13 protein-coding genes and 1 pseudogene are annotated in these 24,842 nt (G+C 53.8%); 7 read left to right on the top strand and 7 right to left on the bottom strand.

Annotation, left to right across the window (positions count from 1 at the left end):
* Window positions 1-132: 132 nt before the first annotated feature.
* The gene (locus tag NDI52_RS10010) at window positions 133-1,476 is read right to left on the bottom strand and encodes a TldD/PmbA family protein (RefSeq protein WP_190771823.1); all 1,344 of its coding nucleotides are present in this window, start codon (window positions 1,474-1,476) and stop codon (window positions 133-135) included.
* A gap of 151 nt (window positions 1,477-1,627) precedes the next feature.
* On the opposite strand from NDI52_RS10010, the gene NDI52_RS10005 reads away from it, so the two are divergent.
* Window positions 1,628-4,693 (top strand): hypothetical protein, encoded by a 3,066-nt coding sequence (locus tag NDI52_RS10005; RefSeq protein WP_190771824.1) that lies wholly within the window; start codon window positions 1,628-1,630, stop codon window positions 4,691-4,693.
* Here the strand turns inward: NDI52_RS10005 and NDI52_RS10000 are convergent.
* Entirely contained in the window at window positions 4,680-5,222 is a 543-nt protein-coding gene (locus tag NDI52_RS10000) for a hypothetical protein (RefSeq protein ID WP_190771825.1), read from the bottom strand. The two genes, NDI52_RS10005 and NDI52_RS10000, sit on opposite strands and share 14 nt — an antisense overlap.
* A gap of 514 nt (window positions 5,223-5,736) precedes the next feature.
* Here NDI52_RS10000 and NDI52_RS09995 point away from each other — a divergent pair.
* The 4 genes from NDI52_RS09995 to mgsA all read left to right on the top strand — a co-directional run bounded on the left by NDI52_RS09995 (window position 5,737) and on the right by mgsA (window position 10,615).
* Window positions 5,737-6,432: a uracil-DNA glycosylase gene (locus NDI52_RS09995; RefSeq protein WP_190771826.1), complete on the top strand. Its 696-nt coding sequence runs from the start codon at window positions 5,737-5,739 to the stop codon at window positions 6,430-6,432.
* 328 nt (window positions 6,433-6,760) lie between these two features.
* Window positions 6,761-7,366: a cyclin-dependent kinase inhibitor 3 family protein gene (locus NDI52_RS09990; protein WP_190771827.1), complete on the top strand. Its 606-nt coding sequence runs from the start codon at window positions 6,761-6,763 to the stop codon at window positions 7,364-7,366.
* Between the two features lie 492 nt (window positions 7,367-7,858).
* Entirely contained in the window at window positions 7,859-9,037 is a 1,179-nt protein-coding gene (locus NDI52_RS09985; protein WP_242035717.1) for an AI-2E family transporter, read from the top strand.
* Between the two features lie 285 nt (window positions 9,038-9,322).
* Entirely contained in the window at window positions 9,323-10,615 is a 1,293-nt protein-coding gene (gene mgsA / locus NDI52_RS09980) for a methylglyoxal synthase (protein ID WP_190771828.1), read from the top strand.
* A gap of 125 nt (window positions 10,616-10,740) precedes the next feature.
* On the opposite strand, the gene NDI52_RS09975 is transcribed toward mgsA, so the two are convergent.
* From NDI52_RS09975 to NDI52_RS09965, 3 genes are all read right to left on the bottom strand, one after another.
* A complete protein-coding gene (locus NDI52_RS09975; RefSeq protein WP_190771829.1) occupies window positions 10,741-13,965 on the bottom strand; it encodes an efflux RND transporter permease subunit in 3,225 nt (1,074 codons plus the stop codon).
* Complete coding sequence (locus tag NDI52_RS09970; RefSeq protein WP_190771830.1) at window positions 13,962-15,245, bottom strand: efflux RND transporter periplasmic adaptor subunit; 1,284 nt, start codon at window positions 15,243-15,245, stop codon at window positions 13,962-13,964. The genes NDI52_RS09975 and NDI52_RS09970 overlap by 4 nt, the downstream gene beginning before the upstream one ends.
* 412 nt (window positions 15,246-15,657) lie before the next feature.
* Window positions 15,658-16,257, bottom strand: coding sequence for a VTT domain-containing protein (locus NDI52_RS09965; protein ID WP_190771831.1), 600 nt, complete (start codon window positions 16,255-16,257; stop codon window positions 15,658-15,660).
* Between the two features lie 153 nt (window positions 16,258-16,410).
* Between NDI52_RS09965 and mnmE the strand changes: the two genes are divergently transcribed.
* Window positions 16,411-17,802 (top strand): tRNA uridine-5-carboxymethylaminomethyl(34) synthesis GTPase MnmE, encoded by a 1,392-nt coding sequence (gene mnmE, locus NDI52_RS09960; RefSeq protein WP_190771832.1) that lies wholly within the window; start codon window positions 16,411-16,413, stop codon window positions 17,800-17,802.
* A gap of 301 nt (window positions 17,803-18,103) precedes the next feature.
* Here the strand turns inward: mnmE and NDI52_RS09955 are convergent, their stop codons facing one another.
* Window positions 18,104-18,751 (bottom strand): methyltransferase domain-containing protein, encoded by a 648-nt coding sequence (locus tag NDI52_RS09955; protein WP_190771833.1) that lies wholly within the window; start codon window positions 18,749-18,751, stop codon window positions 18,104-18,106.
* Between the two features lie 1,116 nt (window positions 18,752-19,867).
* Here NDI52_RS09955 and gltB point away from each other — a divergent pair.
* A complete protein-coding gene (gene gltB / locus NDI52_RS09950) occupies window positions 19,868-24,457 on the top strand; it encodes a glutamate synthase large subunit (RefSeq protein WP_348256392.1) in 4,590 nt (1,529 codons plus the stop codon).
* A gap of 227 nt (window positions 24,458-24,684) precedes the next feature.
* On the opposite strand, the pseudogene NDI52_RS09945 reads toward gltB, so the two are convergent.
* A pseudogene (locus NDI52_RS09945) lies at window positions 24,685-24,842 on the bottom strand (IS256 family transposase); the annotation flags it as partial.

Genomic DNA, 24,842 nt, shown 5'->3' with positions numbered 1-24,842 from the left:
GGCGCAACACGTGGCACGCAAAAACGCCCAATTTTGTGTGTACAAAAATGAGCGCTTCAGCCTTTAGGTTGAATTGAAGGAGCCGCAGGTCTTTAAAACCTGCGGCTTACCAATCCTTGGCGTTTTTGTTCACTACTCGCCTGTAATAGAGAGCTCTTCTACCCAGACGCGAGGAGCGATGCCGCCGCCCACCAACTCCAGATCTTTTTCGACGTAGAGGATGGAGTTAAGGACTTGGCGGAAGTCTCCTGCAACGGTAGCAGATTCGATACTCGTGCGTTTGCCATTCTCGATCAGCCAACCATCGAAGGGCAATGAGAAGGAGCCCTGCAAGGATTGTACTCCCGCATGGAGGGCTTGCAGGTCATCAATGTAGATGACTCCGTCCGCATCCTCCAGTTTGTATTCCTTGCTGGCGGGTTCGCCCTGGAAGATGTGATAGAAGTGGCGACCTACAGTGACTTTAGAACCCATATTGGCATGACCTGTGGGCTGGGCGTTCATCCGCTTGGCGGTGCCTGCGCTGTGCATGAAGTTGGCCAGCACGCCCTTCTCAATCAGAGCCAAGCGTCGGGTGGGAGTGCCCTCGCCGTCGAAGGTTTCGCCGCCGATGTTCTCAGGATGTAGAGAGTCGTCGTAAAGGGAGATCAGGGGGGAGGCGATCGCCGTCCCCAACGACTCCGATGTCGAAAGGCTCTGCTTATCCAAAATATTCTGAGCATTGAAAAGATTGGAGAATGCCCCCATCAGGCTCAGAATCGCATCAGGGGAGAAGACCACGGGGTATTTCCCTGTCTTAATCTTCTCGTAGGTGAGGTGGCTGATAGTTTTCTCAGCGGCCTCTTCCACACAGGAAGGAATGTCTAACCCTTCGACATTACGGGCAACGCGGAAAGCTCCGGCGCTGCGAGGCTTTTTGCCATCCTGCTCGGTTTTGCTGTAGAGGTAGATGGAAGCGGCCGAGCGAATATCGTGGCGGCGCGCCCCATCACTATTGAGGTAGAAGCGATCGACATCCCGTTGGGAAAGACCATTGTAGGGAACGGAGGTGATAGCGGGATGGGTCGCCATCAAGTCTTTTTCAGCAACGATGAGCTTTTCGATCAGCTCGGCCACAGCGGATTGAGGGGCTGTGTCTTCTCCAGTGACATTGATGGGAGCCGTTGCTTCAGGGCTGAAGTCGGGTGAGTTTTCTTTAATGCCAAATTCGCTGGCTTCGTAGGCCGTCTTTAGGGCCAGTTCCAACCCAGTGGGGTCAATTTCGCTGGTGGAGGTGACACCGACAGTGCCATCGCCATTCCACACCCGCACCGTCACGCTGGAGCGGTTAGAGGCTTTTACCTGCTTAGGTTCGCCGTGATCCACCTGAACGCTGGTTTCATCCACAGACGCACCATAGATGTCGTATTTCTGAATACCAAGGCGATGGGCCGCTTCTTGAACCTGAGTCGCCAGATTATCGATGTTGGTGGGCATAGCTTCCAATGCGAGCAGCAATTTCGAGTGTATCGCGTTCGCCTAAAAGGTGTCAGCGATCCCGGTACGGGACAAAACTTCTGAACCCAGATTTTTTCGTGACTGAAGCTAAGCCCCAGCGAAAAATTTTGGTTTTAGGAGATTTCCAACAATGAAATTACCCCCAGGATGTTGGTGCTTTGCCCGCGAAGCGGGCAAAGCACCAACATCCTGGGTAGATTCTTATGCAGAAACCTCCTTAGCGCAGAATATGCGGAGGACAAAGTTCATCAGGTCGTTACCAAAGGTTTGGTCAGTTCCTTTATGCAGAGGAATCTTTCCATCTGGGAACTCTAAAGTGAGGGGTGAGTTTGATGCTAACAGGCTCCGATTGAGGCTGCATAAGCAAATCACCGGGCCTTCCAGAGCGGCTAAACCGGGCTTAACTCAGAGCTCCTCGCAACCTGACAGTTGTGCAGATGACCATATTGAAGTCCTGATTCTAAGCTGTTTGCTGATGCTGCGACGTTTTTACCTGCTGATCCTGTTTAGCCTTGCCCTGGGGCTGGCATTGATGAGCCGAAGTCTGCCTCAAAACATTCCCGTAGATTTAGAGCAGGTAGCCGCGCAGCCCGCTGCCATTCTGGATGTAGAAACGTTGCCCGATTCGGCCCCCTATATCTGGTGGGAAGCAGAAACCCCAACCGATACCAACTTCCCATCTCGAAATCCCTTTGCACCGAATGGCCTGGAAGAAGCCCTGGTGTTATCCGACGGTAAGTGGATTGGAACCGATGGCGATCGCCCCCAGCCCCTCTTCCTCTCCTATGACATCACCGTTCCGGAGGTGGGGAATTACTACTTCTACACGCGCAAATTTTGGCAACATGGTCCCTTCCGATGGCGCTGGGATGATCAGCCCTGGACTACGGTTGGCCGTGGCTTTCTCATGGATGAGTCTCCCATCCGACCCTATGTGGTCGCAAACTGGGTTCCTCTGGGAGCTGTCCCTCTGACCGCTGGAACGCATACTTTGCGGGTAGAGCTCACAGAGAACCGTGGCCCTGCTGCCTTTGACTGTTTTGTGCTGAGCCAGAGTCCCATTTCGGCGCGGGGCAAGCTGAAACCCGATCAGCGATACATTGCCGACATTCCTAGCTGGGCGGTGTTCGATCCCGAGCCAGATACGTTTGCAGCCAGCCCAATTGATTTGCGATCGCTCAACGAACCATTCGCCGGAGCAGAGGGCTGGATTCAGGCCCAGGGAGAATCGCTGATTCATGAAAGAACCAGGGAGCCTGTGCGGTTTTGGGGGGTAAACGTGGGGCCGGATGTGTTGGCCCTGGATGCCGATTCTCTGGCGCATATGGCACGGTTTTTGGCAAAGCGGGGGGTCAACATTGTGCGGTTCCACGGACCGTTAAATCCGTCGGATCGCTTGGTGCTGGAATCGGAGAAGCGCGATCGCCTCTTCACCCTGGTGGAGGCTCTGAAGCAGGAGGGAATTTACACCTCCCTGTCGATTTATTTTCCCCTCTGGTTCAAGTTCCCGGAAAGCGGTGGACAACCACCGTTTGCGCTGCTCTTCTTTGAACCCACGTTACAAGCTCAGTACCGTACCCTCTGGCACGATCTGCTCACAACACCTAACCCTCAAACCGGATTGTCTCTGGCAAGGGACCCCGCCGTAGCTTCACTGGAGCTGATCAACGAAGATTCCCTGATGTTCTGGACGTTTGACCCCAATCGTCTGCAACCACGTCCTCGGGAAGAATTAGAGCGGCAATTTGCAACATGGCTGCGCGATCGCTACGGTTCTCTAGATGCGGCGTTGACGGCCTGGGGCGGTGCGGCAACATCAGCCCGAGTGGCTTCGGATCGAGTGGCTGTGATGTCGGCAGGGGAGGTCGCCTCCCGTCCCGAAAGTCAGCGTCATCAGGACACAGCAGCTTTTCTGACGGATGTGCAGCAGCGATTTTTTGATGGCACGACCCGCTATCTCAAAGAGGAGCTGGGGTATCGGGGTCTGGTTACTGCTTCAAACTGGATTACGGCGGATGCTCGCCGCCTGGGACCGCTGGATAAATTCACCAACACCGTTGGAGATGTGATGGATCGCCACGGTTACTTTACGGGGCTACATGAAGGAGAACGGGCCAGCTATGCCTTGTCAACGGGCGATCGCTACCAGGATCGCTCGGCACTATTGCTGAAGCGGCCCCAGTGGGAGACGCCCCGTGACTTAAACCTGCCCATCATGGATTTGCACTACAACCACAAGCCCTCCACCATCAGCGAAGTGAACTGGTCGATGCCCAATCGTTTTCGGGCTGACTTTCCCGTTATGGCCGCTGCCTATGGTGCCCTGCAGGATACGGATGGGTTCTTCTTCTTCTCCACCAATCGGTTGGAGTGGGATTCGTCTTTAGGAAAATTCAGCATTGCATCGCCTGTCGTTATGGGCCAGTTCCCGGCGACGGCGCTGATGTATCGCAAGGGAATGATTCAGCCAGGGGATGCAGTGGTGAATTTGGAGCGCAGGCTAACGGATTTGCGGGCCTTACGAGGGGCCCCCATTGCTGCGCCCCAAAGCCTGGATGAACTCCGAGCCGCAGATGTTCCGGAAGGGCAGTCACCCGCTGCTACCCCCCCGGAAAGCATTGATCCGTTGGCGTTTTTTGTGGGTCAGGTGAATTTAAACCTGGATGCGGAATACAACCAGACGGGAGTTGTGAATCTGAACCCGTATCACGATCGCGAGCGCCAGCGCATCCACAGCAGTAGCGGTGAACTGACCTGGGATTATGATGATGGCCTGGTGACCATCGATGCACCTCAGGTGAAAGGGGCAACCGGCTTTTTGCACCATGCAGGTGCCTTGCGGCTCGGCCCGCTCGCTGTGGATACGTCTGTGGACTATGGCTCGGTTTTACTCGTTGCACTGGATGACCAGCCCCTGAACCGCTCTCAAAATATGTTGTTGCAGGTGATGTCTGCCGACGAGAATTTTGGCTGGCGTACAGAGGCAATCGAGGGTAAGAAGACGCTTCAATCGGTCGGGTCTGCACCGCTTGTGGTCCAGGAGATTCAGGGGCAGGTCGCGCTGCGCCGACTAGATGCCGGTCAGTTATTAGTTACGGCACTAGATGCCAACGGGGTGCCGACCAATGTGGTGGGCTCGGGCGATCGCTGGGAATTACAACCCAGTACGTTTTATTACTGGATCACTCGGCGTTAGTCAGCGTATTGTGGATTTCTAAGTAGCGACAGGCACCATCGCCCATCTGTTTAAGATTGGGCTCAATCTTTTTGCCCAGAAAATCTTCAACGATGCCACCCACCATGCCTGCAATGAAGGATGGCACTTCCCGAATTTGGCGGGAGTCGATGCGCAGTTCTCCCTGGCTTTCGACTACCGTGCCCGAACCATCTTCAAGAAAGCGGCTGATGCCAGAGCAAAAGACCGCTTCGGTGTAAGCATGGGTCTGAATTCTCCAGGCGTTGGTGAACTGACGTCCATCCCAAAGACCGTGCTCTGTCCAGGACAACATGGACTCATTCAGCACAGCCCGAGCTGCGGCTGGAATGTCGCCACCGCCATGCCATAGGTTGACCAGCTCAATGCGATCGCCCGTTACCTGCCGCGATTGCTCAATAACCTGGCGGATGTTGGGCATATAAGGCACCAGCTCCCTCAGGCGATCGCGATAGGTGGAGAACACAACGGCTCTGGGAAATGGCAAATAGGTACGGGTGGAAATTAGCATGGCAGTGTGTGAAATACCACTTCTATTCAACGCTCTTTGGGTAGATTTGAAACCTGGAAAAGGGCAGAGATAGCCGATCTTGCGCCGTACTCATGCTTTCAATTTTGCAGATCAAAAGCTGACTATAAAGAGTATCTAATTGATGGGCGCGCTTAAAAATACTGTTCAGTTTCTTAATAAAACGTTGATATAGAGGCTCAAATGTCTTTGCAAGGCAGGATTGTCACCGAACTGCGCCATTTAGCAACGAGTGCAGACCTCCTGCATCAGTCGTTCTAAAGGGCGCGACTGGCAGGGCAGCTTCAAGTCCCAATTCATGCAGGAAGTTCTGTATCGCAGGGCTGTTCTAAGGAATTACCCCATGTGTATGTTCCTGTGGGTGGGCGATCGCGAAAGATCTGCCACTGGGATGAATCTAGCCTGATTCATCCGACACTACGCTCAAGGCAACATTCCCTCTACAATGAGAAGACGCTTCATAAAGCGTTATAAATTTATTTGTTTAACTCGGTGCATGGCAAGCGACGAACAAATAGGGCTTTTTAACCTGTCGGAATCCTCTACTCCGGCCAGCTTTGATCCCGATACCATCCCGACCAGCGCCAAGGTGCCCATCCCCCCCGGCACCTATGACTCTATGGAGCAGATGTCGGTACACTGTAACGTCTGCCAGCGCTGCGAGTTGGCTGCCGGACGCACCCACGCGGTGATTGGGCGGGGCAGCGTAACGGCTCCCATTATGCTTGTGGGAGAAGGCCCAGGGCAGTTTGAAGATGAGTCGGGTATCCCCTTTGTGGGCAAGTCGGGGCAGTTGCTCGACAAGATTTTGGAATCTGTGCGGCTTACGGAAAACGACGTCTTCATCTGTAATGTCGTGAAGTGCCGCCCTCCGGATAACCGCAACCCCTCCATCCAGGAAGCAGAAGCCTGCAACGGTTATCTGCGGGAACAGATTCGCATGGTCGACCCCAAAATCATTTTGCTGACGGGGGCGGTTGCCATGCGTACCCTCCTCGGCATCCGCGAGGGCATTACCAAGGTGCGGGGCCAATGGTATGAGCGCGAGGGCCGCTTCTACATGCCTATCTTCCACCCGGCCTATTTGCTGCGCAACCCCTCTCGTGAGAAGGGAAGCCCTAAATGGCTGATGTGGCAAGATGTGCAGTCAGTTCGGACGAAGCTGGACGAAATTCAGACAGCTGCGTCATAAGCATCGGTAGCGTTCTAGATGTGTGACGAGGGTATGGTGGAAGGGGCACTTCGTGCCCCTTCCACCATACCCTCCTACATTTGAAACAACCCAAATGCTCTTTTCGGCTTACGGCGAATGTCTGAGAGAGCGATTTTGACGAAGGTCGGTGTACCTCAATAGGGGGCGATCGCTCACCTCCCAAAGTGGATGGAGTATCCGATTTAACCGATTAGGATCGGTTACACTCGCTTTAATTGGGTCGCAGGAGCGCGAGGAATCACCTCGCTCCGGTTATCAATTTACGCTTCATCCTCTTTGCCCTGGCCTGCTTCCTTGGCCTTAATCTATGGTCAATCCCTCCCCATCTTTTCACGCTTATTCCCGTCCCTTACGCACGTCAGAGACTCATCCTATTCACGTCGACTTTCTGACGCCAGAGGCCACAGGGCTGTCAGGGCAGATCGGTATGACCCTGGCCCCCGGCAAATGTAACCATGGCATGGCTTACCGCTGGATACGAGACCTGGACCAGGATCTTGCACGCCTGCAACAGGTTTATGGAGTGAATGTGCTGGTGACCCTGCTGGAAGCCCATGAGATGCCACAGTTGCAAATCGCCGGCTTGTTGCATGAGGTGGAGCGGTATGGGATGCGATCGCGCTGGTTCCCCATCCCTGATTTCAGCACGCCGCCTTCTCTGCCCGAGTTTGCAGGGCTGGTGCACGATATCTTGACACTGGCTGGTCAGGGAGAAACCGTAGTGATTCACTGCAAAGCTGGGCTAGGGCGGAGTGGTCTGGTCGCAGCATCCTGCCTGGTGGCTCTGGGCCATAACTACAAAGAGGCATTCTTGCAGGTACGGCGGGTGCGTCCAGGTACCATCGAAACCCCGATCCAGGAAGCTTATGTAGAATCCTTTGCTAACTTTTGGAAAGTTGATTCGCTTTCCTAACCACATCCCATAACATTAGTTCGGATAGTTTTTCTGAAACCCTTGATTTTGCGTGCGCTTAGCGCACGCAAAATCAAGGGTTTCAGAAAAACTGTCCAGAGTATTGCCATAAGGGACTTGCGGTTAAATAAAATCCTGAAGAAGGGGAGCATTCTCCTTCTTCGGGATTTTGCTTCTTCTGGAACCTTCCTCTGAAAGATGGCGTGCAGGTCATAGCTACAAGGATTTCATCATGGGCATTATTTGGGACGTATCTAGGTGCTTCTGCCCCATCTAAAGCGTTCTTGTTAAGTGTGATGGAATCCCTCCGCTCAACAAGAAATATGTAAGTCCTAACTAAGAGACAGGCGATCGCAAGCAAAAGGCACTATCCTGAATGCAGCTTGCTGGCGGGATGATTTCCCACGGGCATGGGGTGTTTTCTGAGAGTTTGTCCCTGGGGCACTTTTGGAGAGTACTGAGATTTTCCAACGTAATAAGTACCGTACACAGATGATGACCTTTGGTGCATGGTTGGGGCTGGTGGCCCTGGTGGTCTCGCTCTATATCCTCTGGCAGATTCGACAGTTGCTCCTGTTGGTGCTGGTGGCTGTCGTATTTGCCACAGCTCTCAATCGCCTGGCCCGTCGCCTCCATCACTGGGGCATTGGACGGGGACTCGCTATCTTTCTGTCAATTGGCGGCACGCTGGGGTTGCTGGTTCTGTTTACGGTGCTGATTGTGCCGCCGTTTCTCAATCAGTTACAGGAACTCACTCAGTTGGTGCCCCGCGGCTTAGGGCAGCTAGAGGTCTGGCTGACTCGGTTACTCGCCCAGCTCCCCGGCGAAGCGGTGAACCTGTTACCCAGTTTCGATACCTGGTTGGGCCAACTCACGCCTCTAGCGTCGGACCTCGCGAATAACTTCTTTCGCCTGTTTTCTGGCTTCTTCAATGTCACCCTCAGTACCCTGCTGGTGCTGGTGTTGACGCTCATGCTTACCCTGAATCCCACCGCTTATCGGCAGGGATTTGTACGGTTATTCCCAGCGTTTTATCGGCGGCGTTTTGACGAGATTCTGACCTACTGCGAAGAAGATCTGGTGGGATGGATCATCGGTATTCTGATCAACATGGTGGTGATCGGCACTACCAGTGGGATTGTGCTATCGGTACTGGGGGTGCGGCTGGTGCTGGCTAATGCTTTGCTGGCGGGGCTGCTGGAAGCGATCCCGAACCTGGGGCCAGTTCTGAGTACGGTGGCACCGACGGCGATCGCCCTGCTCGACGCTCCCTGGAAAGGACTGGCGGTGGTGTTGGCCTATCTGGTGATTCAACAGCTGGAGCAGTTTGTGTTGGTGCCCGTGGTCATGGGGCAACAGGTTTCACTGCTGCCGGCTATTACCCTGCTGGCCCAATTGGTTTTTGCCTCATTTTTTGGATTTCTCGGTTTATTTTTGGCTATCCCGCTGCTAATTGTGGTGCGGATCTTCATTCGAGAAATTTTGATCATAGATGTATTGGATCGATGGACGTTATCCCCTGGTTTGAGCCGTGTTATTGGACGGCCCGCCGTGACAGAGACTGTGATCACTGGCCCGGCAAACCCAGAACCAACGGAACCTTTGGGGTCTTCTAAAGCAGAAGGACCGATAACCCCTCCCGAACCCCCACCCCCACCTCCTCAGGTTTAATAGACCTCCTGAATGAATCGCTGCACGGCGAAGCCGTGCAGCGATTCACCCCCTCAAAACTGATTCATGCAGGAGGTTTAATGGATTAATGGTTAATTGCCGCTGCTTAGTACGAGTACTCGGCGGCTAAGGCTAACTCATGTTTGGTGAGATGCAAAGCGCCCCACCAAACATGAGTTAGCCCGGAAATCAACCTGTTTGAAGTTTCAAACACTGGCTTACTCCTTTTATAGTTTGGGTTGTTAGCTACCTTTCCCATCCCTTCTCCATACCCTCCTTGCTCCTATGGTTGCTACCCTTGCCCTCATTGCTCACGATGCGAAAAAAGACGAGATTGTTAGTTTCGCTCAGCAGCACAAGCCCATTCTCAGTCGCTATCGCCTGATTGCCACAGGCAACACAGGCCAACGAATTGAGCAAGCGACTGGACTAACAGTGGAGCGTATGGCCTCGGGGCCGCTGGGAGGTGACACGCAGATCGCCGCTGAGGTGGTTTCGGGTCATGTGGTACTTGTGGTGTTTTTGATGGATCCCCTCTATGCCCAGCCCCACGAACCCGATATCCAGGCCTTGCTACGAGTCTGCAATGTAAATGACGTACCCCTGGCGACCAATCTTGCGACTGCCGAGATTCTCGTCTCAATGTTGGGCAAAAAGTCTATTGCAGACTTGATCTTCAACCCCATGTCGGGTCAGGGCAATGCTGATCAGGAATTGAGTATTATCCGGCAGTTTTTGGATCCCCACTTCCATTTGCGGGTGCATGAGATGCAGGATGGGATGGATATTGTGGAAGTTACGAAGGAGGCGATCGCCAACGATTCCAGTCTGGTCATTGCCTCGGGGGGTGATGGCACCGTATCTGCGGTAGCCGGAGCGTTGATCAACACGGATATCCCCCTGGGCATTATTCCGCGAGGCACGGCCAACGCCTTTGCTGCTGCCCTGGGAATGCCTCGTCTTGCCCCCATTCGCAATGCTTGCCAGACCATCCTCAACGGCCACGTGCGTACGGTGGATGTGGCTCGGTGTAATGGTGTACCCATGATTTTGCTGGCCGGTATTGGGTTTGAGGCCGAAACCGTCGAGCTAGCTAACACTTCCTTGAAGGATCAGTGGGGGGCATTGGCTTACCTGGTGGCAGGTTGGCAAACGATCGATAAACAACAGTCCTTTGAAACCCGCATCGAAGCGGGAGGCGAGGTTTACACCTTTGAAGCGGGCAGTATCACCATTGCCAATGCCGCCCCGGCAACGTCGGTGCTGGCTCAGGGCGGTGGCCATGTAGCTCATGATGACGGCAAGCTGGATATTACTATTGCCTCTGCGGAAACCCGCCTACAGGGTGTGTCCACCATGCTCCGCATGTTTGGTGCGGCGATCGTAGGGACGGGAGTAGAGCAGCAGAACGTCGTTCATATGCAAACCGATCGTCTGACTGTGATAACGGAGCCACCCCAAAAAGTAGTGCTAGACGGAGAAATGATTGGAACGACCCCCGTAGAGGTGGTTTGCATTCCCGGCGGCCTCAAAGTGCTTGCTCCGCCAGCGGTGACCGATAACCAGGGCAACTCATAAAGCGTTTTTATGTACGGTGTGGTGTACGAGGCGCGCCTACACCACACCGTACGTTCTAAAAGCGTGTGCATAGCAAAGACCTGGTGTTCTAAGAACACCAGGTCTTTGCATGTTGAACGGTAACCCTAAAACTTTCGAGTCGGAGCTTCCTGGGGCCCTACCTTTGGTAGCCGCAGCCTTCCTTGTCCCATTACATCCTCATGCACGACGATGTAGAAGCAGGGGATGAGAAATAGCGTCAGCACAGTGGCGATCGATAGCCCTGAGAACACAACGACCCCTAGAGGCTGTAGGAATTCAGAACCTTCACCCCAGCCCAAGGCCAGAGGAAACAAACCCACAACCGTTGTAATCGTTGTCATTAAAATGGGACGCAATCGTTCTGATGCGGCCTGGAGTACGGCGCTGCGATGATCTAGACCATCCGTTTCGCGTACCTGATTGGCCCGCTCAATCAAAATAATGGCATTGTTGACCACAATTCCCACCAGCAGGACGGCACCGACTACAACCATGGCCCCGATCGCCGTTTGAGTTAGATACAGCCCAAAAATGCTACCGGCCACGGCCAACGGCACCGTCAACATAATTACCAGCGGGTCAAGCAACGAGTTGTACTGCACCGCCATCACAACAAACACCAGGAATGCTGCCAAACTCCCCAGCATAATCAATGCATTGCGAATTTCCCGATTGGTCGATTCGCTGGCACTCTGGAGCCGGCTTACCCCCTGCGGAAGTTCCAGGCTATCGATGGTGGCATTGACCTGAGCGATCGCATCCCCCAAAGGCGCACCCTCGTTTAGCGTTCCCTCAATCAAAAACACCTGCCGCTGGTTAATCCGCTGGATTTCCCCTGGGGCAACACCCTGTTCCACGCGGGCCACATCCCCCAGTCGTACCCATTGATTGCCATTGGTAAACAGGGGTAGCTGACGCAGTTGTTCCGGTTGTTGTAGACGATTGTTGGCGAGCTGAACGCGCACATCGACGAGGCGATCGCCCCGTTGCAGCTGCGTTGGCACCGATCCCTGGATAGCGGTTTGTACCGTTTCCCCAATATCCACAGCAGTAAGATTGAGCTGGGAAGCGCGTTCCCAATCAGGGCGTACCTGCACCTCTGGCTGAGGAGGGTCGGCATCCGGGCTAAAGCGGGCCAGTTTTACCCGTTCATCCAGGGCAGCCAATACCTGCTGCCCGGCCTGTTGGAGGGTTTCGGCATCGGGTCCCTGGAGTTGAATGTCAATGTCTGCTCGTACCGGGGAGTTATTGAATGACAAGCCGCGTACGTTTTCGGGGGTGACACGTAGGCGCGTATCCACCAAATTGAACTGGGCCATTTCCCGGTTCATGCGCTCCACAAAGGCTTCTAGATTTGTCCCCGGCTTTAGGCTAATGGTGCTGCTGGCCCGCAGAATGTTCTCGCTGGTGCTGCTGCCAAATAGGCCGCCGCCCGAGGTGCTAAACACATAGGCCACTTCGGGTTGTTGAAGCAGCAAGTCATCAACTGCGGTCATCACCTTCCGGTTTTCCTCCAGGGAAGTGCCGGGAGGAAATTGCACCCGCAGTTGAGCCTGTCCAGTGTTGATGCGAGGCAGAATTTCTTGGGGAAGCTGCCCTCCCAGGAAGGTACTGCCGCCTCCCAGAATCAGGATGGCGATGGCAATCACCCACCATCGATGCTGCAACACTCGAGTCAGCAATTGCCCGTAACGGCGAGTTACGCCCTCCAGCCGCAGACGAAATTCACGAAATAGCCATCGATTGCTTATGCCGCTAGTGCGGGGAACGGCCAGGAGGCGGGCGGCGATCGCCGGAACCACGGTCAGGGCTACCAGCAGGGAAGCGGCAACGGCAAAACTAATGGTCAAAATGAGGGGGTTAAACAGCAGAGCGAAGAATCCACCCAGGAGCAAGAACGGCACCACGGACACCAGATTGGTGGTAGTAGATGCCAGCAACGCCGATTCCAACTCACGGCTGCTCTCGGTCGCGAGTTCTATTGCACTATCCGAAACGGGTGGAGTAGAGCCGTTGACATCACTGGACGCATAGGCCGCTTCCAGGGAAAAGCGGCGGGTCATGTTCTCCAACATCACGATCGCGTTGTCCACCACAATTCCCACCCCCAGGGCCAGCCCACCCAGGCTGAAGATGTTGAGGGAGAGGCCAAAAAAGCCCATCAACACAATGGCTGTAAGACTGGCTAGCGGAATCGCCAGCACAATGATGAGGGTCTGACGCAGGGAACCCAGGAAGAAGAGAACCGCGATCGCCGCCAGCAATGCCCCCGTTAACCCTGAACTGGTGACATTGGAAATCGAGTTACGGATAAAAACTGATTCATCCAGGGTGGGGGTTAGCACCAGATCTTCTGGCACCAGGCCAGAGGTTCGCAGGAATTCTAGCCGTGCTTTTACCCCGTCTACGACTTCTATCGTGTTGGCTTCGGGCTGTTTCTGAATGCTCACCTTGACCGCAGGTTGACCATTCAGGTTCACCTGCACCCGCTGTTCCTCGGTACCATCCACCACCTGGGCAAAGTCGCGCAGGTATACTCGCCCCAGGGCGGGGCTGGCTTCATCGGTGCCAAAGCCCAGGCTTCCAGCTGCCTCGAAGCTGATGTTCTCTAACTCCGCTGCGTTTTGAAAACGGCCCACAGTACGAGTAAGGGTTTCATCGTCGGTTCCTTCCAGACGGCCTCCAGCAGTGTCCTGGTTCCGCTCATCGAGAGCATCCAACACATCGTTAAGCCCTATGCCCAGGGCCTGCATTCGGTCGAGATCCAGGTTCACCTGCACCTCTTCCTGCACTCCACCCGATACATCGACACTGGCAACCCCTGGCACCACCGTTAATTCTCGGGCCAGTTCTTCATCGGCGAATACCCGCAACTCCACATCCCGCAGCGATGGCGAGGAAAGCGCAAATTCGTACACAGGGAGCTGGGATGGCTCAAACTTGAACAGGCGAGGTGGCTCAAGACCGGCCGGCAGTTCGCGCAAAGCCCGGTTAAGAGAAGCCGTAGCATCATTCAAGGCCTGATCGATGTCGCCACCGGGACGGAAGTATAAATCCAGACTAACCTGGCCCTCTCGGGTTTCTGAAAACACTTGCTCTACGCCATCCGTCGCTACCAGAGCTCGTTCCAGAGGGCGGGTGATTTCGTCTACAGCGACGGTGGGATCGATGCCGGGGGAAGTAACCCGTACCCCAATGCGGGGATAAGTGATGGAAGGCAACAGATCGACTGGAATTTGAACCAGGAAGAAGAAACCCAGAAGCAGAACCGTGAGGGCCAGCATCAGGGTGCCAATGTGCCGCCGAATTGCGAGGGTACTAAGACTCATTGAGGTGCGGGTGAGGAAGTTTCCGAAAGGAGACTGAGTTTTACGGACTGGCCATCGGAGAGAGGGCCACTGCTGCGCGTCACTAGGGTTTCTCCCGGTTTGAGGCCACTGAGAATTTCGACATTGCCGTTGGCGCGATCGCCTACTTGTACGGTACGGGCCACCACTTTAGGCGATTCTCCCGACTGATCCAGCACAAAAACCGTGGGCTCTGGCGCTTCCCCCAACTCCAGGGCTTGTTCAGATACCACTACCCGAGTTTGCGGACCACTCTGAAAGGTCACTCGGGCCAATAACCCACCTGTGATACGGCGATCGCCATTGGGCACATAAATTTCCACCGGGACCAAGCGGGCCGCAGCATCAGCCGCAGGAGCAATGCGGGCCACTTGACCGCTAAAGGGGCGATCAGGAAAGGCGTCAAGCCGCACCTGCACCGATTGACCCACCGTTACTCTGGATAATTCCAGTTCTGAGACGGGTACGACCACCTTCACGCCACTGAAATCTCCCAATTGCACCACTTCTTCTCCAGGGCGTACCAGATCGCCCGGTTGGCGCAATCGTTCTAACACCGCCCCATTAATGGGAGCTTTCAGAGTGGAATAGGCTCGGCGTTGGCCGACTTCTGCCACGGTTGCTTCCTGAGCAACGACTTGAGCCTGGGCCGCTCTGACGGCTTGCTGGCGTGTACGAACTTGCTCTTCGGCAGACCGTAATGCTTGCTCAGCGGCTAAACGCTCAGTTTGGGCTTGCTCGGCCTGTTGTGTTGTCACCGCTCCATCGGTCGCGAGTTGCTGAAAGCGCTCGGCGTCGGCGATCGCCTGCTGCAACTGCACGCTGGCCTGGGCAGCCTGGGCTTGAGAGTTGCTGACCTCTGCCTGGGCCTGGGCTACCGCAGAACGACGAGAAGCCAGTTCTGCCTCTGCCTGGCGTAGGGAGGCGACCAGGAGGCGATCGTCAAGTTGCCCCAGGGCTTGACCCTGGCTAACGGTATCCCCCACATCTACAGCCAGGTTTAAGAGTTGGCCTTCTGTCTGGGCTCGTAGGGCTACGAGTCGGGCGGGTTGGGTTGTCCCTGTAAATTCTTTAGCGCTTTCGAGACTGCCAGTTTGGGCGATCGCCGTCTCCACCGATGTCGGTCCATCCTGAGACGGCCCGCCCCCCGGACGGGATTGGGCTTGGGTTTGGGGTTGTGAACCTACGGGTAAGCTGCAACTCACCGCAGAAGGTACCATCGCCAAGACCATCAGAACAGTTAACGGACGTGGAATAGCCATGCAGAATAACTCTGGGGATTAGCAGGAGTGAGCGTCGTGAAGAGGGGTTCTAATTCTGAGATTCTGCTTAACATTTTTATGATATTTTGCTGCCAACCTTACCGCTCATAGTTACCTTCCCCCTAAAGGTAGATATTTTAATTGCAGTTGCAAAAAATGTTGAGGTTGGGGTGGGCGATCGCTAAATAACCCTACGGCTTTTCTATGAAATAAGGATGAAATGTAGAACATCCACAAGGTGTTATAGCCTGAGGCTTTTGAGGCAGGTACGTTACATGCAACGTACCTGCCTCAAAAGCCTCAGGCTGCTCTATATAACCCTTATCGAACTGGTGAGTGATGAGAGATGAATGGGACGAACCCCATCCATCTCTCATCACTCACCAGTTCGGAGCTGTATTAAGAATCCAGATTAAATCAACGTTTCCAGCAGACTGGTGCCTAGGTAGACGTAAGCGCCGACAATAAAGGGTGAACTCAAGAGCAACGCCAGGAAGAAATCTGGATAACGAATTTTAGTGAGCCCGACCGCATAACTCACAATATCTTGAGCGAGGGGCATCACCATAGCCATGTAGAAGACGCTATGTTGGCTTTTGAGCTGGCGCGTGAGTCGATCCAACTGGATCACATTACGTGCGCCAATAAACCGAGCGATGACCTTACGTCCATAGTGGCGAGACAGCAAGAAATTGAGGTGACATCCCAGCAAACATCCCAGCAGGCTGAGCCAAAATCCATCAGCTCTACCAAATAGCGCACCGCTCAAAACATAGATAGAACTGCCACTCAGGGGCGCCACAACCAAGCTTACGGCACACAGCAAAATGTAAACCAGGGGAGCCCAAACCCCTGCCCGGTGAACGTACTGTTGGGCATTTTCTAAACCGATGGCTCTCAGAATAAGTGCCATCCCAACGTAAGTGACGGCCACTATCAGGAGGGCCAGTAGAATTTTGCGGACGGGAATACCCGATTGCATCGTTAAACCATTACCGTGCCGATGGCCCATGATGAACCTAACAAAGGTGTAACATTTGCGTCAAACTTTAAAGGGAGGACCGGAAAGGTCACTTAGTTATGCAATCCCACTAAGCAATTCAACCTTTCTTGGGGTTGTTCAAGCACCCGCTAAACGGGTGATAAGGGGAGGGACGAAAGACTGATGTTGCAAGGCGACACTATTGCGGCGATCGCTACCGCCATTGTGCCCCAACAGGGGAGCGTGGGCATTGTACGCCTATCGGGGCCGGAGGCGCTGGCGATCGGCCGTACCCTCTTCCATCCTCCTGGCAAGCCACCCTGGGAAAGCCATCGCATTCTCTATGGCAATATACTCCAGCCCCGCACTGGCCAACTGATCGATGAGGGCTTGCTCCTGCTCATGCTGGCTCCCCGCTCTTACACCCGTGAGGATGTAGTAGAGTTGCACTGCCACGGTGGCATCATGGCTGTGCAGCAGGTGTTGCAGGCATGCCTCGAACTGGGGGCGCGGCTGGCCGAACCAGGCGAGTTCACCTTGCGGGCTTTTCTAAATGGGCGAATTGATCTGACCCAGGCTGAAAGCATTTCAGATTTGGTGGGCGCGCGATCGCCCCAGGCCGCCCAAACTGCCCTGGCCGGATTGCAGGGGAAATTGGCCCAGCCCATCCGTAGCCTCCGTCAAACTTGCCTGGACATTTTGGCAGAAATCGAAGCTCGCATCGATTTTGAGGAAGACTTACCGCCTTTGGATGAGGCAGAAATTCAGATGCAACTGGCCCAGGTGCTCCAAACCGTAACCGACATTCTGGATACGGCTGATCGGGGGGAACTGCTCCGTAGCGGGTTGAAAGTGGCGATCGTAGGGCGTCCCAACGTGGGCAAGTCGAGCTTGCTGAATGCCTGGAGTCGCAGCGATCGCGCCATTGTCACTGACCTTCCCGGCACCACACGGGATGTCGTGGAGTCGCAGTTGGTGGTGCAGGGCATTCCTGTGCAAGTGCTCGATACGGCAGGCATTCGGGAGGCAGAGGATCGGGTGGAGCAGATTGGGGTGGAGCGATCGCGCCAGGCTGCCCAGGCTGCGGATTTAGTGCTCTTGACTATCGACGCCGAGCAGGGCTGGATGCCAGACGATGAAGCGATTTACCAACAAATTACCAGTCCCGAGGAGAAGCGCCCACTGATTCTGGTCATTAATAAAATCGACCGGGTATCATCCAAATCGATTGACCCGGTGCCATACCCCAAAAACTTTGCACAGGTCGTCTATACTGCCGCCGCTCTAAATCAGGGTATCCCGGATCTGGAAGAGGCTATCCTTCAGGCAGTGCAGCACCAGGCAGTGCAAGCAGCAAATCTGGATGTTGCCATTAACCAGCGTCAGGCCGCTGCACTACTTCAGGCCCAAAACGCTCTTCAGCAGGTGCAGGCTACCATCCAAAATCAACTCCCCCTCGATTTTTGGACGATTGATCTTCGCAGCGCCATTCAAGCTCTTGGAAGTATCACGGGAGAAGAGGTAACGGAATCTGTGCTCGATCGCATCTTCAGCCGCTTTTGCATTGGTAAGTAAGGGGATGTGCAACTTGGAATAGAACTAACAGAACCCTAGATTTTTGGGTTTTAAGTTGCATATTGCGGTGAGTAAGCTAAGTTCGGGTTAAGGGCGTTTTCGAGTGCCGCGCGTTGCGCGGCACTCGAAAACGCTCATTTTGGCGTGCGCAAAGCGCACGCCAAAATGAGCACTTCAGCTTATCCCGAACTGAGGTTGAGTAAGGTCAAATCCCGATTGAATAGCCAGTAATAAGGATTATTACCATCTCACTATCCCTTATTACGGCTATTCAACCAAGTGCTATACAACTATTACTTCTCTAAGATTTTGTATTTCTTAGCAGAAATTGACAGCCGCAAGAGAAAGGATTTGGGCTTTCAATACGATGGTCTTGTACTACTTCAATGGCTAAATTGCTTTGATAGATCAATTTGTCATAATCCATTAGCGCATTCCACTTAATTTTTCCGGTTGGAAAACCGATGTTTAATGCTGCATCTTCAATTAACGCTTGCCATTTTTGGACCTCAGGATTCTGCGATTTGCAGTAATCAAGGATGGCAATCAGAGCATTGGATTTGGTGACTCGCAAAATTTCTTGTAGGGCACGCACTGGATTAGCAACAACGCATAGCGTAAATCCAGATGCCGCTGCATCAAAACTGTTATCAGCAAAATCTAAATTTTCGAGATTGGCTACTTTTAATGTGAGATCAGCCATGATGTTCTTCTTGCGGGCTTCCTGTAGCATCCCCTCGGAAAGATCTATCCCGGTAACTTGTACCCCAGCCGGATAAGCGGGAAGATTCAATCCGGTTCCAACAGCGGCATCCAGAACTGTTTGACCCGGCTGCAGATTTAATGTGCTAATAAACGGCTCTCGCTCGACGTGCCAGTAGCGCTGCATGATTGCTTCATACTCTGCCGCCCCATGGTCGTAGGTCGCGATAACCTGTTCGATTGGCATAAGACTACTCACTATCTAAATGTTGGAAGTCTAGCACCCAATTTCAAAGTTTTGATTACCCGGTAAGCAGCTCAGTCTAATTAAATATAGGGTTTAGAAGGCTATGCTGACTATGAAGTGGTCAGCATAACCTTCTAAACCCTGTGTGGTTTTATTCCTTACTTCTCTCATACTTTTGGGATTACTTAAAGCTGCTTCAATTTCTTAAATATTTTCTTAAGAAAAGAGATATATGGCAGAGGAAATTTGCTATGAGATGTATTCAAAAGAATTATTTTTCAGAAAAAACTGGGCTACTTTAAGAAGCTAGAAATTGGAAAAAGTAGCCTCCTGATCTGTAAATTTTGAGTTGTTGTAAATTGGGGACTTAAATATTTTTGTTGTGTAGTACGCAAAGAACACTACATAATAAAAATATTCAAGCTTTGATGATGAGGGCGATCGCCCATTCCTCAGCTTGGTTTTGACCCTTGCGAAGTACGAGTAGTAACACCGAACTCAGCAGAATACTCTTGCAAAGCATTACTATTTGTAAGCTTTACTCACAGGTAATCAACCTTTCTTAATAGTGCTCAAACGCCGCTTGGTGATAGAAATATAGGCTTGTGGGTTTATAGGAGAGATGGCAACCGTTCTCATCGATGAGCTTTGAGGTTTGCAACAGAATATGAACATTGTTTCATGACATATCTGACAATTTCCTTAAGATGAGCGATCCCCAAGAATTCTCATTAGAGAATTCAAGCGTCATCTTGTATCTACGAGAAAAGGACTCGTTTCAATCCTTAGCATTAGCATTCACCCGAAATACTTGGAAGAACTGAGTATTTTTACCCTCAAAAAGCTCTTCCCCTGAAAAGGACTGTGACTTTTTTGAAGAAGTCACAGTTTTGAACGTCTTCATTCGAGCAGCCCTTTAGCCCTGGCTGTTCGCTCTCAAAGGCTTTTAACTCGGTTGCTGTTCCCAAATCCTGAATCTGTCGAGTCCATTGCTCAGGAGTTTGAGATTAGCCAATCGATGAGATTTGTTCAGGCTCATCTTTCCCCATTGAGGGAAGTCAGTGCCATAACTTTCCCTCGTTACACATCCCCTTTCGCTACTTTCGAGTATCCACAATGAACCACTACCAAGCGCCATCTCGTCAGGGCCTGTACGATCCCCAATTTGAACACGATGCCTGTGGAGTTGGCTTTATCGTCCACATGAAGGGGCAGAAGTCCCACGACATCGTGAAGAACGCCCTCACTATTCTCTGCAATCTGGATCACCGGGGGGCTGTGGGAGCCGAGTTCAATACAGGAGATGGAGCCGGCATTCTGTTTCAGGTGCCGCATCTGTTCTTGCAGAAGACGATGGCAGCTCAGGGGATCACGTTGCCCGAAGCCGGTCAGTATGGCGTGGGCATGATTTATGGGTCGCCTGATGAAGGGCAGCGATCGCGCGGTCGCCAAATTTTTGAACAGGTGGTTGCTGAAGAAGGGCTACGCGTTCTAGGGTGGCGTGATGTCCCCACAGATAACTCTTCCCTGGGTAACACTGCTAAAGCCAGCGAACCCTTGATGCAGCAGGTGTTCATCGAACGGGGCGCAAGTTTCGCGGATGACCTCGCATTTGAGCGCAAACTCTACGTCATCCGCAAGCGCTCCCATGGCCTGATTCGCACTCACGACTGCGATCCCTACTGGTATCCTTCCAGCCTTTCGGCCCGCACCATCGTCTACAAAGGGATGTTGATGCCGGGGCAGGTGGCTGATTACTACCCGGATTTGCGCGATCCCGACCTCACCAGTGCGCTGGCGATGGTGCATTCTCGCTTCAGCACCAACACCTTCCCGAGCTGGGAGCGATCGCACCCCTACCGCTACATCGCCCATAACGGTGAGATCAACACCCTGCGCGGCAACATCAACTGGATGAATGCGCGGCAGTCCCTCTTTGCGTCTGAGCTATTTGGTGATGACATCCAGAAGATTCGTCCCGTAATTAACATGGATGGCAGCGACTCGCTGATCTTCGATAACGCGCTGGAATTGCTGGCATTATCTGGGCGATCGCTCCCCCATGCGGTGATGATGATGATCCCGGAACCGTGGAGTGCTCATGAGTCCATGGACGAGGCGAAGAAAGCCTTCTATGAGTACCATTCCTGCCTGATGGAGCCATGGGATGGCCCCGCCTCCATTGGCTTCACCGACGGTACGGTGATTGGTGCGGTGCTCGATCGCAACGGCCTGCGCCCCTCCCGGTACTACATCACCCAGGACGATCTGGTGATTATGGCGTCCGAAGCGGGAGTTCTCCCCATCGAGCCGGACCGAATCATTCGTAAAGGCCGCCTGGAGCCAGGCCGGATGTTCCTGGTCAATACGGAAGAAGGCCGTATCGTGGCCGATGAAGAAATCAAATCCCAAATCATCAACGAACATCCCTACGGCGACTGGCTGGCTCAAAATCTCGTTGATCTCGATCAACTTCCCGCTGCTCCCATCGCTCCTCTAACTTCTCAACTCCCCCTCCCGCAGCGTCAAAAAGCCTTTGGTTACACCTTCGAAGAACTGCGGCTACTGCTGACTCCCATGGCTAAGGATGGCGTTGAGGCAGTGGGATCAATGGGTACCGATACCCCGCTAGCGGTGTTGAGCGATTGCCCCAAGCTGCTCTACGACTACTTTCAACAACTCTTCGCCCAGGTCACCAACCCACCGATTGACTCCATTCGCGAGGAAATTATTACCTCGGCCATTACCACCATCGGCTCTGAGAAAAACCTGCTGGAACCGACACCGGAAAGCTGCAATCTGATCAAGTTGCAAAAGCCTATCCTGACTGACGCAGACCTGGCAAAGCTGAAAGGCATTCAGCAGGGTGGATTTAAGTCCGTCACCTTGCCAATACTGTTCCCCGCAGCGGATGGGGTGCAGGGTCTAGAGGCTCGGATGGAAGCGCTGTTTGCGGAAGCGGATGGGGCGATCGCGGATGGCGTGAATCTGCTGATTTTGAGCGATCGCGACCTCAGTGTGGACCGTGCAGCCATCCCAGCACTGATAGCCGTAGCTGGCCTGCATCACCACCTGATCCGCCAGGGCACCCGCACTCGCGTCGGCCTCATTCTTGAATCTGGCGAACCCCGCGAAGTCCATCACTTTGCAGTGCTGATGGGCTACGGCTGCTGTGCCATCAACCCCTACCTGGCCTTTGAGACAATCGCTAACATGATCGATGAGAAATTGTTGCTGGGTGTGGAATACAGCACCGCTTGCAAGAACTACGCCAAGGCAGCGACCAAGGGAATCGTCAAGATTGCCTCGAAGATTGGCATTTCGACCCTGCAAAGCTATCGAGGAGCGCAGATCTTTGAGGCGATCGGCCTGAATCAAGCGGTGATCGATCGCTACTTCACCTGGACGGCTTCTCGCATTGAAGGGGCTGACCTGGACGTGCTAACTCAGGAAGCGCTGATGCGTCATAGCCACGCATTCCCCACCAGTGCTGCTCAAGACTTTACGTTGGATGTTGGCGGCGAGTACCAGTGGCGGCGGGATGGTGAGGCCCACCTGTTCCGGCCTGAAACCATCCACCTGCTGCAACGGGCAGTGCGCGAGGACGACTACAGCCTGTTCAAGAAATACGCCGAATCAGTCAATGACCAGAGCAAGCAGCACTTCACCCTGCGCGGTCTGCTCGACTTCAAACAGCGCGAGCCGATCCCCCTGGAAGAAGTGGAGCCTGTGGAGGAAATCGTCAAACGGTTTAAGACCGGGGCGATGAGCTATGGCTCGATTTCCAAGGAAGCGCATGAGACATTAGCGATCGCCATGAACCGTCTCGGCGGCAAGTCCAACACGGGTGAAGGCGGCGAAGACCCCGAACGCTACACCTGGACAAACGAGCGCGGTGATTCCAAGAACAGTGCCATCAAACAAGTTGCTTCTGGCCGCTTCGGTGTCACCAGCTTGTATCTCTCCCAGGCGCGTGAAATCCAGATCAAGATGGCCCAGGGTGCGAAACCTGGTGAAGGGGGCCAGCTCCCTGGTGGAAAGGTGTATCCCTGGGTTGCCAAGGTGCGCCACTCAACCCCCGGTGTGGGTCTAATTTCCCCACCGCCCCACCACGACATCTACTCTATTGAAGACCTGGCCGAGCTAATTCACGACCTGAAGAATGCCAATCGGGAAGCCCGCATCAGCGTCAAGCTGGTGTCTGAAGTGGGTGTGGGAACGATCGCCGCTGGAGTTGCCAAGGCTCACGCTGATGTGGTGCTAATCTCTGGCTTTGATGGCGGCACAGGTGCCTCACCCCAAACCTCCATCAAGCACGCTGGCCTGCCCTGGGAATTAGGGTTGGCTGAAACTCACCAAACGTTGGTACTGAACGACCTCCGCAGTCGAATTGCAGTGGAGACAGATGGGCAGATGAAGACGGGTAGGGATGTGGCGATCGCCGCTCTCCTCGGTGCCGAAGAATTCGGCTTCTCCACTGCTCCTCTGGTCAGCCTTGGCTGCATCATGATGCGGGTCTGTCATAAGAACACCTGCCCTGCCGGGATTGCCACCCAGGATCCCGAACTTCGTAAGAGCTTCGTGGGCGATCCCCAGCACGCCGTCAACTTCATGCGCTTTGTCGCAACAGAGCTGCGGGAAGTCATGGCTCAACTCGGCTTCCGCACGCTCAGCGAGATGGTCGGTCGCACTGACATTCTGGAAGCGAAGCAAGCGGTGGATCACTGGAAGGCCAAAGGCATTGACCTATCGAAGATCCTGTATCAACCCGACGTTGGCCCCGAGGTTGGTCGTTACTGCCAGATTCCTCAGGATCACGGCCTCGCAAAATCCTTGGACATCACCACCCTGCTGGATCTGTGCAAACCTGCGATCGAAAATGGCGAGAAGGTCAGTGCCACCCTACCTATCCGCAATACGAACCGCGTGGTGGGCACTATCCTTGGCAACGAAATCACTAAACGCCATTGGGACGGATTAGCAGAGGACACGGTTCATCTTCACTTCCAGGGCAGTGCAGGCCAAAGCTTCGGCGCATTCGTGCCCAAGGGTGTGACGCTGGAATTGGAGGGGGATGCCAACGATTACTTCGGTAAGGGATTGAGTGGCGGCAAGCTGATCATTTACCCCGATAAAGCTTCCACCTTCGCCCCCGAAGAGAACATCATCATCGGCAACGTCGCCTTTTACGGCGCAACAGGCGGAGAGGCGTTCATCAATGGCATGGCTGGAGAACGCTTCGGCGTTCGCAACTCGGGCGTGAAAACCGTCGTGGAAGCCGTTGGTGACCACGGTTGCGAATACATGACAGGCGGTAAGGTCGTCATCCTTGGCAAGACAGGGCGCAACTTTGCGGCTGGTATGAGTGGTGGTGTGGCCTACATCCTCGACGAAGCGGGCGACTTTGCGACCCGCTGCAACACTCAAATGGTCGGCCTCGAAAGCCTGGAGGAACCGGAAGAAATCCAAGACCTCCGCGAACTGATTCAGAAACACGCCGATTACACCCGTAGTCGTAAGGCCGCTGAGGTGTTGGCCAATTGGGAGGCCAGTGTGCCCAGGTTTGTGAAGGTAATGCCTCGCGATTACAAGCGGGTGTTACAGGCCATTCAGACGGCGATCGCCGATGGCCTCACTGGAGACGACGCCCTCACCGCTGCCTTCGAAGCGAATGCCCGCGATGTCGCCCGCATCGGTGGCGGTTGATAACACCCGTAAGGGCGAATGACTATTCGCCCCTACAGCCTATTGATTATTAGCAGCGAGGGTATTGACCAGGCTAATGACAGACGGAGTGATATTGGAGAGCACTACTACCGAGGCTGCCGCGATGATGATAGTCGTTGCCATGCGGACCATCCCATCGGTTCCCTTCTGGAAGGAATCGAACTTGTACTGAGAGTGTTTAGATTTTTGTGTAAGCCTTTAGATTTTTAATAGTTGAAGCGTCCTGGAAATAGGATAGCAAAATGAGACAAGGCTGCCTTCCAATTTTTTATCGGTCGATTCCATCGCTTAGCAATGTTGTTCATGGCCAAATACATCAGCTTGAAAACAGACTCCTCATCTGGAAACACAGCCTTGGTTTTAA

This window comes from Leptolyngbya sp. PL-A3 (genome assembly GCF_039962325.1).
Classification (GTDB): Bacteria; Cyanobacteriota; Cyanobacteriia; order Elainellales; family Elainellaceae; genus Vacuolonema.
Note: the sequence above shows the minus strand (reverse complement) of the source record. Positions and strands in the feature narration are given on the sequence as shown.